This is a genomic window from Bacillus sp. FJAT-27245 (genome assembly GCF_001273955.1).
GTDB lineage: Bacteria > Bacillota > Bacilli > Bacillales > Cytobacillaceae > Bacillus_D.
This window is the reverse complement of record NZ_LIGI01000001.1, coordinates 3,237,676-3,252,245: the sequence shown is the minus strand read 5'-3', so window position 1 is coordinate 3,252,245 and position 14,570 is coordinate 3,237,676. Positions and strand designations below refer to the sequence as shown.

The 14,570-nt window shown below is 47.4% G+C and carries 17 protein-coding genes; 12 read left to right on the top strand and 5 right to left on the bottom strand.

Annotation, left to right across the window (positions count from 1 at the left end):
- Positions 1–111: 111 nt before the first annotated feature.
- Complete coding sequence (locus ADU24_RS15990; RefSeq protein WP_053367551.1) at positions 112–294, bottom strand: YozQ family protein; 183 nt, start codon at positions 292–294, stop codon at positions 112–114.
- A gap of 90 nt (positions 295–384) precedes the next feature.
- Between ADU24_RS15990 and ADU24_RS23080 the strand changes: the two genes are divergently transcribed.
- Positions 385–543: a hypothetical protein gene (locus ADU24_RS23080; RefSeq protein ID WP_156324599.1), complete on the top strand. Its 159-nt coding sequence runs from the start codon at positions 385–387 to the stop codon at positions 541–543.
- 81 nt (positions 544–624) lie between these two features.
- On the opposite strand, the gene ADU24_RS15985 is transcribed toward ADU24_RS23080, so the two are convergent.
- Together ADU24_RS15985 and ADU24_RS15980 are read right to left on the bottom strand one after the other, a co-directional pair.
- Positions 625–1,764 (bottom strand): hypothetical protein, encoded by a 1,140-nt coding sequence (locus ADU24_RS15985; RefSeq protein ID WP_053367550.1) that lies wholly within the window; start codon positions 1,762–1,764, stop codon positions 625–627.
- The gene (locus ADU24_RS15980; protein ID WP_053367549.1) at positions 1,751–2,320 is read right to left on the bottom strand and encodes a sigma-70 family RNA polymerase sigma factor; all 570 of its coding nucleotides are present in this window, start codon (positions 2,318–2,320) and stop codon (positions 1,751–1,753) included. The genes ADU24_RS15985 and ADU24_RS15980 overlap by 14 nt, the downstream gene beginning before the upstream one ends.
- A 422-nt stretch (positions 2,321–2,742) precedes the next feature.
- On the opposite strand from ADU24_RS15980, the gene ADU24_RS15970 reads away from it, so the two are divergent.
- Positions 2,743–3,297 carry a GrpB family protein gene (locus ADU24_RS15970; protein WP_053367547.1) on the top strand — a complete coding sequence of 185 codons (555 nt, stop codon included), beginning with the start codon at positions 2,743–2,745 and terminating at the stop codon, positions 3,295–3,297.
- A 114-nt stretch (positions 3,298–3,411) separates the two neighbouring features.
- Here the strand turns inward: ADU24_RS15970 and ADU24_RS15965 are convergent, their stop codons facing one another.
- Positions 3,412–3,672, bottom strand: coding sequence for a hypothetical protein (locus ADU24_RS15965; protein WP_053367546.1), 261 nt, complete (start codon positions 3,670–3,672; stop codon positions 3,412–3,414).
- 246 nt (positions 3,673–3,918) lie between these two features.
- On the opposite strand from ADU24_RS15965, the gene ADU24_RS15960 reads away from it, so the two are divergent.
- From ADU24_RS15960 to ADU24_RS15950, 3 genes are all read left to right on the top strand, one after another.
- Positions 3,919–5,181 (top strand): S8 family peptidase, encoded by a 1,263-nt coding sequence (locus ADU24_RS15960; protein WP_053367545.1) that lies wholly within the window; start codon positions 3,919–3,921, stop codon positions 5,179–5,181.
- 193 nt (positions 5,182–5,374) lie between these two features.
- Positions 5,375–6,550 (top strand): tetratricopeptide repeat protein, encoded by a 1,176-nt coding sequence (locus ADU24_RS15955; RefSeq protein ID WP_053367544.1) that lies wholly within the window; start codon positions 5,375–5,377, stop codon positions 6,548–6,550.
- A gap of 12 nt (positions 6,551–6,562) precedes the next feature.
- On the top strand, positions 6,563–6,793 hold the full coding sequence (locus tag ADU24_RS15950) for a hypothetical protein (protein WP_053367543.1): 231 nt from the start codon (positions 6,563–6,565) through the stop codon (positions 6,791–6,793).
- An 81-nt stretch (positions 6,794–6,874) separates the two neighbouring features.
- On the opposite strand, the gene ADU24_RS15945 is transcribed toward ADU24_RS15950, so the two are convergent.
- On the bottom strand, positions 6,875–8,038 hold the full coding sequence (locus ADU24_RS15945) for an FtsW/RodA/SpoVE family cell cycle protein (protein ID WP_053367542.1): 1,164 nt from the start codon (positions 8,036–8,038) through the stop codon (positions 6,875–6,877).
- A gap of 396 nt (positions 8,039–8,434) precedes the next feature.
- On the opposite strand from ADU24_RS15945, the gene rbsK reads away from it, so the two are divergent.
- The 7 genes from rbsK (at position 8,435) to ADU24_RS15910 (ending at position 14,534) form a co-directional block, all read left to right on the top strand.
- Positions 8,435–9,337, top strand: coding sequence for a ribokinase (gene rbsK, locus ADU24_RS15940; protein ID WP_053367541.1), 903 nt, complete (start codon positions 8,435–8,437; stop codon positions 9,335–9,337).
- Between the two features lie 198 nt (positions 9,338–9,535).
- A complete protein-coding gene (locus ADU24_RS15935; protein ID WP_043932249.1) occupies positions 9,536–9,736 on the top strand; it encodes a cold-shock protein in 201 nt (66 codons plus the stop codon).
- A gap of 383 nt (positions 9,737–10,119) precedes the next feature.
- Positions 10,120–11,283 (top strand): trans-sulfuration enzyme family protein, encoded by a 1,164-nt coding sequence (locus tag ADU24_RS15930; protein ID WP_053367540.1) that lies wholly within the window; start codon positions 10,120–10,122, stop codon positions 11,281–11,283.
- A 141-nt stretch (positions 11,284–11,424) separates the two neighbouring features.
- Positions 11,425–11,928 (top strand): spore coat protein, encoded by a 504-nt coding sequence (locus tag ADU24_RS15925; RefSeq protein WP_053367539.1) that lies wholly within the window; start codon positions 11,425–11,427, stop codon positions 11,926–11,928.
- Positions 11,929–12,058: 130 nt separating this feature from the next.
- On the top strand, positions 12,059–12,796 hold the full coding sequence (gene pxpB, locus ADU24_RS15920) for a 5-oxoprolinase subunit PxpB (RefSeq protein WP_053367538.1): 738 nt from the start codon (positions 12,059–12,061) through the stop codon (positions 12,794–12,796).
- Positions 12,793–13,560, top strand: a complete 768-nt coding sequence (locus ADU24_RS15915) for a 5-oxoprolinase subunit PxpA (RefSeq protein ID WP_156324598.1) — start codon at positions 12,793–12,795, stop codon at positions 13,558–13,560. Before pxpB ends, ADU24_RS15915 begins: the two co-directional genes overlap by 4 nt.
- Positions 13,560–14,534, top strand: coding sequence for a biotin-dependent carboxyltransferase family protein (locus ADU24_RS15910; protein ID WP_053367537.1), 975 nt, complete (start codon positions 13,560–13,562; stop codon positions 14,532–14,534). The genes ADU24_RS15915 and ADU24_RS15910 overlap by 1 nt, the downstream gene beginning before the upstream one ends.
- Positions 14,535–14,570: the final 36 nt, after the last annotated feature.

Genomic DNA, 14,570 nt, shown 5'->3' with positions numbered 1-14,570 from the left:
AAGTGCGAACTCCGTTAAAAGTGTTTTCATCCTCAGGAGATTTTTCCAATTAAACATCCAGCCACAAATAAAAAGGCATTCCCGCAAAATCCGGGAATGCCAATCTAATTTTTACCGTGGGAGCTCATCTGCGCTTCCATCAGGACGCTCGATTTTGCCTCCAATTTCACCTTCCATATACGCGTCGCTAACCTGTTCATGTGTTTCCGCCAAGCCTGCGGACAATTGATCGTTCTTTTTATAATCAGACGGTTCATAAATCCGGCCCGCGATGTTTTTTTCACGCTTGTTCATCTTCATCATCCTTTCCCGTTTATTTTTCTCTGCCTAAAGTGTTTTATCCAACAAGATTTGGAGAAAAGTAAGGAAAAGGAGGCGGAAGCGATGAAGGAAAAGGAACAGTTGCCCTCAAGAGAACATCTAGATGAGGCCTTTCACAGCCTGCAGGATTTAATAACCCGAATCACCGTTGAAGAGGAAGAGGAAATGATCAAGCAGGAAGTGGACGGGAACCAGGGAAACGGGCAGGATCCCGGACAGTAGTAAAAACGCCGCCCGGCTGTGATTGCAGCCGGAACGGCGTTTTTATAAAAAAGGAATTCTAACTGGGTGCTTGCGTTTAACTTATTGAATCGCCAGCCAGCTGACTTTCCAAATCCCCTTGTGGTTTTTGACAAGCCTGAATGCGAGCCCTTCTTCCTCCCCTGAAATGGAAACGACCGCTTCATCTTCTCCAATGAATTTTACTTGTTTCACTGGGTTTTCAAGAACTTTCTTAAGGTTTTTTTCATTAGCGGCAATCATATCCGGTTCCCGGGAGACTTTTACATAGTCATCAACTGATGTAAAAGCCGGCGTTACATCGGGATTGTCATTGTACAGGGCGTATTGTGTCTCATAATCATGTATTTGTTCGGCGTAGAAATAGAAAAGAAACACGGAAAACGAGTCAAGCGTATGAAGGATGACCTCATTATGTGTTTTGGCAAATTCGTCATAGGCGGCCTTTAATGTGTCAGTCAGCTGCAAATTCCCTTTCTCATCCAGGGGAACCGGCCTGTTTGAATACGTAATTTCCGGCTCTTCCGGAATAATGGCACGCTCGAGCTTCAGAACATCCGCGACATCTTTCTCAGCCCTGGCATATGCTGTATAGCCGGTCACCTCAATCTCAATTCCCTCAATCAATGAATTGGGAGTCAGCCCAAAGACAGTTGCAAGATGCTCTTTATCTTGCGCGTTAAAAGTAAATTCCTCCCCAGCTCCGGAATTGACCGGTAATCTCTCCATAATCCCTTTATCAGGTACGAAAAACAGTTTATTCGCTTTTTCACCCATATCCTGTCCATGGTAAATAAGGGTACCTGTCAAAATCGCTTTGCCTTTAAACCGTGCTTCCATCAGGGAAACATCCATATCCTTTCCACCTTCGGACCCTTTTTTAACAAGCTCCCAGCCCTTAAGAAAATCCCCTTCATTCAGCCCATCGTAAAAAGGAAAATCCGGTGTTGTCGCGCGCGAGCCTGTTCCATGATCCAGCAGCCCAAGCTCCTTACCCACAAGGCCGCCGCCAGCCAGCAATACCGCCGCCGCAACAAAAGCTGTCAATGTTTTCGGCAAAAGATCACGTGGCTTTCGGGGCTTTTTTCCCCGCATCGCTTTGATCCGCTCCCTGATTTGCTGTTTCTCAGCTTCCGATAAAACAGATTCCTCCGGCAGGCTCCCAAGCAGCGCGCTCTTGAGCTCTTCGTTAAATGGATTCATATCGTTCACCTCTTTGGAAAGGAATGTAGGCGTTCCGGACTTTTTCTTTTGCCCGGAGGAGCCGGGTTTTCACGGTCGCCAATGGAATCCCAATTGTTTCACTGATTTCGGGAACGGTAAGATCCTGGTAAAAATGCAGTAAAATTACCTCCCTGTATTTCAGCGGCAGGGACCAAACCGCCTCCAACAGCTGCTTGTTTGCATCCTTTTCAATGGCTGCCTCTTCCGGAGTCCTTTTTGTATCCTTCATAAAACTAAATACTTTTTCAGCAACAGCCATATGGCGATAGTGCCAGCTTTTCAAAAAATCCTTTGAACGATTAATTGCGATTGTATACACCCAAGTTTTATACGAAGAACGCCCTTCAAAGCTATCCAATTTCATGTAGACCGCCACAAATACCTCCTGGGCGAGGTCGCCGGCAATTCCCCAGTCCTTTACATAAGAATAAACTAGGCGTTTAACCTGGTCGCCATACGCTTCCATAATCTCCTCCAGTTTGGCTTCGTTCCCGTCCGCGAGCGTAATCCGCCTCTCCGTCAAATCCCCCTGCATCTCTTCACCTCTTCAACATCGTGTTTCCCTATTGACGACGCCCAAATGGAAACAGATTCATTTTCTGAACAACTTTGTTGAAATGCCTTCTTTTTAAAAAAATACCAGCAATGTTTTTTATCCAACGGCTGCTTCACATCTTGCGAATGCAAAAACCTATCCAGAAAAGCCGTATCAGGAAGATTCAATTCAGGATGCCGCTCGAATAGGTCTTGAGAAGCAGTATCAAGATTGTTCCCCTTTCGAAGCCCCAAAATGGCCCTGGCGATTAAAGGATCCAAAAAAACCGCTTCCCAATATTCCCAGCTCCTATCGTACCGGAAAAAAGTCAGCGCTAGAAGAAGAATTCTCGAAAATATTCTTTGTGCGGTAACTTACCGTGAAGTAAAATAATTAAAATTAGCCAAATCGGAGGAATGTGCATGGATGTTCGCTTGTCGGATTGGAATGAAGAGTGGTTGAGGATGTTTGAAGAGGAATCCTGCTTCCTTAAGACGGTATTTGGCGATGTAATTATCAAATTTGAGCATTTTGGCAGTACATCGGTAACAGGGATGAAGGCAAAGCCAGTTATTGACATGATCGTGATTGTCGGGGAAATTGAAAAAGTTGATTGTTTTAACGAAAAAATGGCTTCTATTGGTTATGATGTGGCAGGGGAGTGGGGAATCCCCGGCCGGCGGCTTTTCCGGAAAGGCGGGGAGAATCGAACGCATCATATCCATTTTTATCAATATGATAACCCACAAATCGAAAGGCACCTTATCTTCCGCGACTACCTGCGCACCCACCCTAATAAAGCGGCAAGCTATTCAGCATTTAAAGTAGAACTAGCAAAACGCTTTACAAGGACCGGCGAATACAGCCCGGCTAAGAAAATGTTTGTCCAAGACATGGAACGCCGGGCTATTCAGTGGCACAGCGAAACAAGCAAAACCAAAACCACCAGCCGCGAATGCCAAAATAAATCCAGGTAATAACTGTAAATTTATTCTTTCATCCTTATAAAAAAACAAAGGAATCCGCCTTTAAAAAGGAGCGGATTCCTTTGTTTTCCAATTATTATGCAGCTGCTATAATTTTTTCCCAACTTATAACGAGTTTACAGCCTCTTCTGGAATTATTTCCAAATCACTTTTTGAACTCTTTCCTCCGTTGTTACCGTGGCAGCTTTCGTACATTTCCTTTAATTCTTTCTCACTTAAATCGGGGTGCATTTGCTGCATATGCGGCTTCATTTTGCCAAAATTCAAGACTTCCCGTGCTAAATCTGTCCCTTTTGCGAAAACATCGGCGGCATTAGCACTCAAAAGCACCACCAGCCCCATAATCATTACGGCGGTTTTACGCATTTCCTTATTCCTCCTTAAAATATAGATTCGATTAAGTTTAGAGAAAGATTGTGCAAAATCTTTGCATTTTCCATGAAATATTATCGACAATCTCGTCTTTTGGTAAGCCAAAAGACCCAGAGGACTTCCGCGATTTTCCCAACATGAAAACGTGTGATTTTCGTTGCCTTTTACGGAAAATTTAAAATATACTAAAAACACGCAGCGGGGATGCTGCTGATATTCACACTCGAGAGGAGCAAGCAAATGAAGAAAAGAACCAAAATTGGATCGGCTTTCATGAGTTTAGCATTGGGCGTATCGGTATTTGCCACGGCTGCATTCGGCCAGGCACCTGAGCAGGCGGCAAAGGAATCCTATCGGGTCTTGATTAACGGCAACGGTGCAGAAAAGGCAAAGGCGCAACAAAACTTTGGCACCCGCTGGGATTTCGGAGCTAATGGTTTCACGACGACCGTCAATGGAAGCCAGTATCAGGCATTGCTGAAAAATAAAAACCTAAAAGTCGAGCTGGTTGATGAAGTCCAGCTTGGCAGCGAGGCAACAGCAAAGCCGGGAGCATCGACGCAGGCAATTCCTTCAGACCAGACACCTTGGGGCATTGAAGCAATTTATAATGATTCTACTATTAAAGCAACATCCGGTGGAGATGGCATTAAGGTAGCTGTTCTTGATACAGGCGCACTTACAAGCCATATTGACTTGAGGGACAATGTCGAGCAGTGCAAGGATTTCACACAGGTTACATCCCCGCTCGTAAATGGCGTATGTAATGATAAGAACGGCCATGGTACCCATGTTGCCGGAACAGTACTTGCAAACGGCGGATATGATGGCCTAGGAATTTACGGCGTGGCACCACAGGCTGAGCTTTGGGCATATAAAGTACTGAATGACCGCGGGTCGGGCTATTCCGATGATATTGCGGGCGCAATCCGCCATGCGGCAGATGAAGCATCCCGCCTTGGAGTAAAAACTGTTATCTCCATGTCGTTGGGATCAAGTTCTAAAGATTCCTTGATTGCTAGCGCTGTGGACTATGCGTATGGCAAAGGCGCCCTTGTTATTGCTGCAGCTGGCAACAGTGGCCCCAGCTCCAACACAATTGGTTATCCTGGCGCTTTGGTAAACGCGGTTGCGGTTGCATCGCTTGACAATACAATTGTCAACGGAACATATAAAGTATCCGACTTCTCCTCAAGGGGAAATCCTGCGACAGCCGGAGACTATGTAATCCAGGAACGTGATGTTGAAGTGTCTGCTCCAGGCGGATCCATCTATTCAACTTCCGCTAGCGGCGGTTATACGACAATGAGCGGAACATCCATGGCAACTCCACACGTTTCCGGGCTTGCTGCAAAGATTTGGTCTTCCAACAAATCGCTCAGCAATGTCCAGYTTCGCGCTGAACTGCAAAATCGCGCGAAATTATATGACATCAAAGGCGGAACAGGCGCTGGAACAGGCGATGACTATGCATCCGGTTTCGGTTTCCCGCGTGTAAAATAATCCTTTAGTCCCAGTCCATCCTGCAAAAAAGCCGGATGGTTTTGGGCGTTTAGCATCATATTTATACGAAATATCCGATAATTTTGAATAAATGTTTATAATTTCCCATTTTTCGTGATAGAGTAGTAGAAAACGGTTGGTGAGTCTAGTGGATTTTGGACCTTTGATCAAGTATTACAGAACACAAAGGAGGATGACGCAAAAAGAGCTTGCCGAAGGGATTTGCTCAATCCCACATTTAAGCAAGATTGAACACACCGCAAAAGAGGGGAATAAAGAAACAGTCGACTTGCTGCTTCAAAGGCTTGGCATCAAAATTGAAGATGTGGACGGCAAGGACGAAGAAATTAAAGCCCTGCTGGATGAATTCGATAACCAAATGACATTCCAAATTAAGGCGGAAGCTGACCGCGTTTATTCCCGGCTCCAGGAGCTTGGCAGCCTAATCCCGTTTTCATCGCACATTTATACATATGAACTGTATAAATACAGGTATTTGCTTTTTAAAGGAGACGATCGTGAAGCCGAAGCCCAGCAGGAATTGCTCAGGAAGCATTTGAAGAATTTTTCACGGCAGGAACGAACGCTATTCGATTATTTCACAAGCATCCATTTTATGCGCCAGGCAAAATACCATGAAGCAGACGCAATTCTCGAAAGGCTTGATGCGGAACAAGCCGGCGGAATCAACATTGGTGAATTCCTTTACCACAGGGCATTCGCCAAAGGGTATACGCTTCAATCCGGCTATGCCATCTATTTTGGTAAAAAGGCGCTCCAGCATTTTATGGAGCAGCATAATTTCAGGCGTATTCTTCATACGTTAATGTTGCTTGGAATAAACTACACACACTCAAATATCTATGAGGAAGCTTCAGCATCTTTTGAGCATCTGATTCGAAATGCCGAGCTTTTGAATGAGGAAGATTTGCTCCCATATGCTTACCATAATATGGGCCTGTTGCAAAAGAAAAGGAAGAATGCCGAACAAGCTATTTATTATTTTGAAAAAAGCCTTTCGTTGCAACAAGAGAAAGGATTTAATTATCTGGTTACTTTAAACACTCTTGGCGAAACAAAGTTTGTAGAAGGTGATGCTAGCGGTGCAAAGAGGTGCTTTGTGGAGGTATTCGACTTGGCAGACAAGCTTGACAGCAAAAAGTATCTATTATTAAGTACGTTTTATTTGATGCTTGATGCTGATGATCCAGCCTCATTTGAATATCTTGAATCTAAAGTGATTCCACTACTCGAAGAAGGCAAAGAGCATAAAGATGATCTCGCACACTTCTATAAATTGCTTGCAGACTATTTTACCAGAGAAAAAAAATTCGAGCAGGCTGTCCATTATTTAAATAAAATGACTTGAGGAGGAATTTCAATGAAAAAAGCATTTATCATTCTCTGCTCTGTTTTCGCGTTTAGCCTGTTTGCGGCCGGTGCTGCACCATCATCTACGGCAGCCGCAACGCCGATTTATCCACCACTGTCAGTTGATACGCCAATCTATCCACCACTGTCAGTTGATACGCCAATCTACCCACCACTGTCAGTTGATACACCAATCTACCCACCACTGTCAGTTGATACACCAATCTACCCACCGCTCTGATTCGGCCATTTCTAGCGGAAAATAGAATGGGCAATGAAAGCAACAAAGGCGCATCCATTTTCCGGATGCGCCTTTGTTGCTTCAATCATCGTCTTCAGAAAACATATATTTTTTCGTTTTCGCCGAGATATTCAGGACAAGCGATAGTGAAATCAGGGTCCCCAGCAAAGAGCTTCCGCCGTAACTAATCAATGGAAGCGGAATTCCGGTCATCGGAACAAGCCCAATGACCATGCCGATGTTTTCGAAAATATGGAATGTCAAAAGCGAGATGACACCGGTGGCAATCAAGCTTTCATAAGGGCCCTTGTTCCTGAGAGCAATAACAATGATCCGGTAAATCAAGATGAAGTAAAGCGAAATAACAAGGCTCGCCCCGAAGAAACCAAACTCTTCCCCAATTACTGTAAAAATAAAATCCGAGTGGGCTTCGGGCACATTTACCTGGGATGCATTGAAGCCTTTGCCATACATCATGCCAGAACCAATGGCCAATATCGAGTATGCTAACTGATAAGAGGTGTTTTGCATGTCCTCGAATGGATCAAGCCACGAATGAATCCGGTTCAACTGATATTGATCGAGGACGAGCAGCAATAAATCAGGCACTTCAAGATAAATGTACACAAGAATGGCCATTATCAAGGCTGCCGCTCCTCCCAGAACGGCAATAATCCTCCAATTGATTCCCGAAATAAACGACATGCCAATAACAATCGCAACGACAACCATCGCTGTACCGGCATCAGGCTGGATCAAAATGAACGCGAGCGGCAATGCAGCCACAACCGCGATTTTGCCGAGAAGCATAAAATCTGTCTGCAAAGTCCGGTCAAGGTATTTGTCATTATGGTTTGAAATCACCCTTGCGAGGAATAGAATAAGGAAAAGCTTCATGAATTCCGAAGGCTGAATCGAGCCTGCCTTCGGAATTTCGAACCAGGCCTTTGCACCTTTCGTTCTCGGGGCAATCGTTTCCGGCGCCAGAAACAGGCCAATTAGGACCAAAACACCAAATATGTAGGCATAAGGCGATATTCTTTTTATCTGGTCAAAATCAAAAAAATACACAAAGGCAGAGGCACCAAGCCCAATTACATACCAGCGGACTTGCAGCAGTACGAAATTAACGCCATATGGCGAATATTTTTGGGCGCTGTAAATTGCAATGCAGCTTACAACCATAAACAGGAAAATAAGCAGCAAGAGCGTGAAATCAAAATAATTACGTTGTGATTTATCCATAAACGAGCATCTCCGCATTTATTGTTTTTCAGGAAAAAAAGATGGAAACTCCCATTTTAAAAACTTCCACTCTATTAGTGTACCTTATTTTCCAAGGGCTGGCAGACTTTACGGCAGGAATCGGAAAAAAACTTTAAAAAGGGGAATTCCGGTGGAATTTATGTAACGCGGTACACAACCCTTACATAGACGGAAGAACAGGCAATTTTGTTACCAATTTTTAAAAAATTGCCGGCAAAGTGAAAATAGACGGTCGTTTTGAATAATGCCTGTTTGCTTGTATAGAAAAATCGCCTATCATTTAATTTGTGTCCAACCCATTTAATTTAAAATTGGATTGCGTGAAGCGAAAGAAAATCCTTAATAATTGAGCTGCTTGGAAAGGCGGAATCATGTATGGAAAAAAAGAAAATAACGGTCATCGGAAGCATAAATATGGATTTGGTTACAAAAGTGTCCCGTGTGCCGCTTGTTGGCGAAACGTTGATTGGGGATTCCTTTTACACAAATCCGGGCGGCAAGGGGGCAAACCAGGCCGTCGCAGCCGCCAGACTCGGAGCCCGTGTTTCGATGATCGGCTGTGTTGGGGATGATTCTTTCGGCCGGCAACTGATTGCGAACCTCGAAAGCCAATCGATTGATACTTCAAAGGTCGGAATTGTTTCCGATACTTCGACAGGAATCGCTTCGATTACGCTATCAGGCGGGGACAACAGCATCATCGTCGCTCCCGGTGCAAATAACCTTCTCACACCGGAATACCTTTTGCGCCATGAAAATGCAATCTCGGAAAGCGAATGTATCCTCCTTCAACTCGAAATACCGATGGAAACAGTGGGGCTGGCGGCTTCAATTGCGAAAAAGCACGGGGTAAGGGTCATTTTAAATCCCGCTCCCTTTCAGCCGCTTCCAGAGCAGCTGCTGAAAGACGCCGACTATTTAACCCCGAATGAGCACGAACAAAAGCAGCTGGTACTATCGCTCGATAGTAACCTAAAACAAGAAGTACTGGAAAAATGCATCGTCACCCAAGGCCCCAAAGGTGTGGCCATTCACAAGGATGGCCTTGGAGAGATCCCGGGTTACCAAGTTAAAGCGATCGATACAACGGGTGCCGGCGATACGTTCAATGGGGCGCTCGCATATGCACTAAGCGAAGGGATGGGCTTGAAGGAAGCATGCCGGTTCGCCAATGCGGCCGCAGCGCTCTCAGTTACAAAACCAGGCGCCCAGGGAGGCATGCCATCAAGGCAAGAAGTAGAGGCGCTCATGAAAATGGCAGGAAAAACGAGGTCCTAAACCCATGTTTGACGAAGTTTGTCGACATTTTGGCAGAAAAAGGATGATAACTTTTACCCTGACCGCTTGCCTTTTATTTCTATTCATGTTATTCTAATCAAGAATTATTTTTGTTCGGTAACATGCGACATCGCCTGGATACGTTTGAGCAAGAATAGTAATACAATTGTGTGCGAACCACACGAGGAGGCAACAAACATGGAAAACGGTAAAGTAAAATGGTTTAATGCAGAAAAAGGTTTCGGATTCATCGAGCGCGAAGGCGGAGACGACGTATTCGTTCATTTCTCAGCTATCCAAGGCGAAGGCTTCAAAACTCTTGAAGAAGGCCAAGAAGTAACTTTTGACGTTGAGCAAGGCGCTCGCGGACCACAAGCTGCTAACGTTCGCAAAAACTAATTAGTTTTTGCTCCATAGAAAACAGGTTCCTGCAAAGGGACCTGTTTTTATTTTTTTTGGAAAAATAAAAAACGTCCCGAGTTCGGACCATGTATGGGCCATCTGAATTCGTGACAGCAAAGAGTGAAAAACCTAATCGTTGTTCCCCCTCATACAACTAGAGTGACAACCAACAGCCATCAAATCCGGTTTAGTTGTCATTCAAATCCCCAATTCGTGACAACCAACAGCCGAAACCCGGTCTGGTTGTCAGAAAAACCTCAGAATAGTGCCCCCATCCATTCACCCGAATTATTTTCACCATCACCCGCCAGCTTCCTCATATTCCTTCCTGCCAAAGCCAAAACTAACACAATAAATCGGTAAAGGGGCGGGCGGCAAAAATGGACAACCACTGGAAACAGGACCTTGAAATCTGCCTCGAACTCGGCGACAGGCGCGAACAATTCGGCGGTGCGGTGGTTCCGCCCACTTTTGGCAATTCGCTTTTTGTATACGATTCCATGGACAGCCTCACAAAGGCGGTCCTGAATGAGCAGGGACATTATGTATACACACGCGGCACCAACCCGACAATCGAAACGGCCGAGACGAAGATTGCCGCCCTTGAACGGGGAGAGGCATGCCGCTGCTTCTCATCGGGGATGGCAGCCATCTCCGCAGCCCTGTTGAACTCCTTGCAAAGTGGCGACCATGTCCTATGCGTCAGCAATCTTTATTTTTCAACGATGGAGCTCTTGAAATATCTAGGGAAATTCGGCATCAGCCATTCAATTTGCTATGAAACAGCGGCCGAAGCCGTTGAAAAACAAATAAGGCCGAACACTCGCGTCATTTTCATGGAAAGCCCGTCCTACATGACATTCAGGCTGACCGACCCCCGCGCAATCTCCAAACTCGCCAAGAAACATGGCATCAGGACGATCATCGACAATACGTGGGCCACTCCCCTCTACCAAAAGCCGCTGCTATACGGCGTTGATATCGTCGTCCACTCGCTCTCCAAATATTTGGGCGGGCACAGCGACCTTGTTGGCGGTGCGGTCATTTCCACCAAGAAAATGATCGACAATCTTTTCACAAACGAACTCCTGCTCATGGGTGGAAACTTTTCCCCCTATGAAGCGACTTTGCTGCTAAGGGGAATGAGGTCACTGCCGTTCAGGCTGCAAGCCCATCAGGCAAACGCGCTTAAAGTTGTCGAATTCCTTGAACAGCACCCAAAGGTCAAGCAAGTGCTTCATCCCGGGCTTCCTTCACATCCTGATTATGAACTCGGTAAAACCATCCTGTCCGGCTATACCGGAGTGATTGGGTTTGCCGTCCATGGCGGATACCGGGGTGCAAGGCGTGTACTCGACCGCCTTCAATCCATAAAAATCGGCGTTTCCTGGGGATCGTTCGAGAGCCTGGCGATGACACCAAGCACAGGAAACAATGAAAAACAACTCCTGGCAGAAAACATCGACCCCGGGACCATCCGGCTTGCGGTCGGGCTTGGCGACAGCGATACCATCATCGCCGATTTGGCACAGGCCCTCGCATGAAATAAAACGAGCGAGCATCAACTGAAATGACAACTCAGCTGCCCAACTCCATGGCAGCTTTATTTTTTTATGGGACGAATAACCATTATCCTGCCTCCGGAATACGTTAAAGTGATGTTGCAGAAAATGGAGGTATCCGAAATGAATGAAGAACGCAGGACGCTTGCCTGGCACGAAACGCTGGAGCTGCATGAATTAACGGCTTTTCAATCAATTGGGTTAATGAAACTGAAAATGGGCATGAAACGGATTACCGACCCGGAGCTGCGGGGAATTTACCAGCGGACCATCCGCGACCTCGAAGAAAATCTCACGGAACTGCTTCAGTTCTATCCTTCCGCGGCAGGGCAGGCCATGCGTGATGAGGAAGAGGATGAGTTGAGGGAGGATAATCCCTTCTATGCCGGCGACCTTTTGGCGATGTCCAAAACACTGGTCCGCAATTATGGAATCGCAGTAACCGAAACGGCTACACCGCAGCTGCGCCGGACATTCCTGAACCATATGACCAAAGCAGTCAGGGGCCATGAACGAATCTTTAACTATATGGAAACAAGGGGCCTGTATCCTTCATACGATCTTGGCAGGCTACTGCAAAATGACGTAACCCTTGCCCGAAGAGCAATCGGCATGCGCGAAGAATAACTCAATTAAAAGCTATGTTATTTTCAAATCCCCATTCAAGCGCCCAATTCAGGGCGCTTTCGCTTTTCATCGCGAAAAATCCGATTATTTGCTAAATTGGAAGTATGAGATACGCGAAAGGAAGAAAACGATGCACTATGTACTAAATCCGCTCGGGGACAGGGCGCTGACAGTATCCTTTGGCGGCCGGATCACTACGGATATCCACAAGCGGATCAGCGGGTTCATCGCCGCACTCGAGGCTGCCCGAATTGAAGGAATAGTAGAATGCGTGCCAACCTATACGTCCGTCGCCATATATTTTCACCCGGAAAAAATCACCTACAGCACCCTTTGCAAAAAAATTAATGCAATCGGCGCGGCGGCTCAACCGAAAGCACAACCGCTCATTTACAAGGTGCCGGTCCAGTACAACGGTCCCGACCTTCAATTCATCGCCGACACACACCAGCTTACCGTGGCAGAGGTCATCCGCCTCCATACGGACCCTGACTATATGATCCATATGATCGGCTTTATGCCCGGCTTCCCTTATTTGGGCGGGCTTCCGGAAAAATTGGCCACGCCAAGGCTCCCACAACCCCGGCCAAAAGTACCGGCCGGAGCAGTCGGGATAGGCGGCAGCCAGACAGGAATCTATCCCGATGAATCCCCCTCAGGCTGGCGCATTCTGGGATTCACCCCGCTCAAGCTGTTTGACATCAACCGGGCGGAGCCATTTTTATTTTCGCCAGGCCATTACATAAGATTTTTCCCAATCGGGCCTGAGGAATTTGCACGCATAAACGAACTGGCCACCAAGGGCCTTTATACCGTGGAAACAGAATTCAAACTAACCACTGAACAACATACGGAGGGGAAAGCGTGAAACCAATCGATTTAAACTGTGATATGGGCGAAAGCTTTGGCGCATACAAGCTCGGAAACGACCGAGAAATCCTCGGCTTCATCACATCGGCCAATATTGCCTGCGGCTACCATGCCGGCGACCATAATACGATGATGGAGACCGTTAACGAAGCAAGAAAACGCGGCGTCAACATCGGCGCCCACCCCGGGTTCCCCGACCTCCAGGGGTTCGGCCGACGGGAGATGCACCTTCACCCAGATGAAATCTATAATCTTGTTCTCTATCAATTAGGGGCTCTTTCGTCTTTTGGAAAAGTGGCCCATACACGGCTGGCCCACATCAAACCCCATGGGGCGCTATACAACATGGCTGCTGCTGACAAGGCTACCGCAGACGCCATCGCCGCAGCGGTCGCCGATTTTGACAGGAACCTGATTGTGTTCGGCCTCGCCGGCAGCCAGCTGATAACAGCCGCGAAAGAAAAAGGGCTCCGCGCCGCAAACGAGGTTTTCGCGGACAGGGCCTATCGCCCGGATGGCTCGCTCATGCCGAGAAGCGAGCACGGCTCGGTTATCCATGAAGCGGATGCGGCCATCCATCAGGCACTCCGCATGGCGAAAGAAGGAAAGGTGGCCGCGGCGGACGGAACAGAAATTGATGTAACCGCGGACACAATCTGTATCCATGGGGACAATCCGAAAGCACTTGAATTTGCGCGGAAACTGACAGCGGCTTTCGCTAAGGAAAACATCCCGCTCCGGAAAAACTGGGATGAAGAATGATGGCCATACCTGTTTTTGAGGTGCTCCGGGCCGGTTTGCAGGCGACAGTCCAGGATAGCGGGCGCCCTGGCTGGCAGCGGTTTGGCGTTTCCCCATCCGGAGCGATGGATTGGTTTTCAATGCACACGGCGAATATCCTTGTAGGAAACCCGCCTGGCGAAGCAGTCCTTGAAACGGTGTTCCCCGGGCCTGTCCTAGAACTGCTTTCGGACTGTACGGTTGCGATTTGCGGCGGGAATCTTTCCCCAAGACTCGATGGAAAACCCGCCCCCCTTTGGAAAAGCTTCCGGGCGAGGAAAGGGCAGCTACTTTCTTTTGGGAAACCGGTATCCGGCGCCCGTGCCTATATCGCTGTTTCAGGCGGAATTGACGTCCCGGCCGTGTTAGGGAGCCGTTCAACCTATTTGGCGGGAGGCTTCGGCGGATTGGAAGGACGGTCCTTGAGGAAAGGGGATGTGCTGTCATCAGCTGCTCCAATAAGCGGAACTCCCGGCCGGGGGCTTGCATCCCGGCTGGTTCCCGCCTACAGCACCGAAATTACAGTCCGCGCGATACCAGGCCCTCATACGGCGGCATTCGAAAAGGAGAGTCTGGAAACTTTTTTTACAAAAAGCTATTCGGTTAGCCCGAACTCGAACCGGATGGGGTTGTCCCTTAACGGCCCGAAGCTCCTCCATCGGGAAGGCGCCGATATTTTATCCGATGCCGTTCCGCTTGGGGGAATCCAAGTACCATCGGGCGGCCAGCCGATCATCCTGATGGCGGAACGGCAGCCAACAGGCGGCTATACGAGGATAGGCACAGTGATAACCGCCGATCTGCCGCTGCTCGCGCAAGCCATGCCGGGCAGCACCGTCCGTTTTCGGCAAGCCGGCGTGGAAGAAGCCCAAAAAGCTTATATGGAAACGAGAGCCATACTTGTTGGACTCGCTATCGCTGCAGGTGCCTGGCACCCGGGAATGAAGCTTTTTTAAAAAGGGCTAGACATGAAGCTTTTAAAAAACTAAATC

What these genes read in the sequence shown, in the direction of transcription:
- ADU24_RS15970 (WP_053367547.1), top strand. Translation starts at nt 2,743, where the DNA reads ATGGATGTTCGCTTGTCGGATTGGAATGAAGAGTGGTTGAGGATGTTT.
- ADU24_RS15930 (WP_053367540.1), top strand. Translation starts at nt 10,120, where the DNA reads ATGGACAACCACTGGAAACAGGACCTTGAAATCTGCCTCGAACTCGGC.
- ADU24_RS15910 (WP_053367537.1), top strand. Translation starts at nt 13,560, where the DNA reads ATGGCCATACCTGTTTTTGAGGTGCTCCGGGCCGGTTTGCAGGCGACA.
- rbsK (WP_053367541.1), top strand. Translation starts at nt 8,435, where the DNA reads ATGGAAAAAAAGAAAATAACGGTCATCGGAAGCATAAATATGGATTTG.
- ADU24_RS23080 (WP_156324599.1), top strand. Translation starts at nt 385, where the DNA reads ATGAAGGAAAAGGAACAGTTGCCCTCAAGAGAACATCTAGATGAGGCC.
- ADU24_RS15955 (WP_053367544.1), top strand. Translation starts at nt 5,375, where the DNA reads ATGACGCAAAAAGAGCTTGCCGAAGGGATTTGCTCAATCCCACATTTA.
- ADU24_RS15965 (WP_053367546.1), bottom strand. Translation starts at nt 3,672, where the DNA reads ATGCGTAAAACCGCCGTAATGATTATGGGGCTGGTGGTGCTTTTGAGT.
- ADU24_RS15980 (WP_053367549.1), bottom strand. Translation starts at nt 2,320, where the DNA reads ATGCAGGGGGATTTGACGGAGAGGCGGATTACGCTCGCGGACGGGAAC.
- ADU24_RS15990 (WP_053367551.1), bottom strand. Translation starts at nt 294, where the DNA reads ATGAACAAGCGTGAAAAAAACATCGCGGGCCGGATTTATGAACCGTCT.
- ADU24_RS15950 (WP_053367543.1), top strand. Translation starts at nt 6,563, where the DNA reads ATGAAAAAAGCATTTATCATTCTCTGCTCTGTTTTCGCGTTTAGCCTG.
- ADU24_RS15985 (WP_053367550.1), bottom strand. Translation starts at nt 1,764, where the DNA reads ATGAATCCATTTAACGAAGAGCTCAAGAGCGCGCTGCTTGGGAGCCTG.
- pxpB (WP_053367538.1), top strand. Translation starts at nt 12,059, where the DNA reads ATGCACTATGTACTAAATCCGCTCGGGGACAGGGCGCTGACAGTATCC.
- ADU24_RS15935 (WP_043932249.1), top strand. Translation starts at nt 9,536, where the DNA reads ATGGAAAACGGTAAAGTAAAATGGTTTAATGCAGAAAAAGGTTTCGGA.
- ADU24_RS15925 (WP_053367539.1), top strand. Translation starts at nt 11,425, where the DNA reads ATGAATGAAGAACGCAGGACGCTTGCCTGGCACGAAACGCTGGAGCTG.
- ADU24_RS15945 (WP_053367542.1), bottom strand. Translation starts at nt 8,038, where the DNA reads ATGGATAAATCACAACGTAATTATTTTGATTTCACGCTCTTGCTGCTT.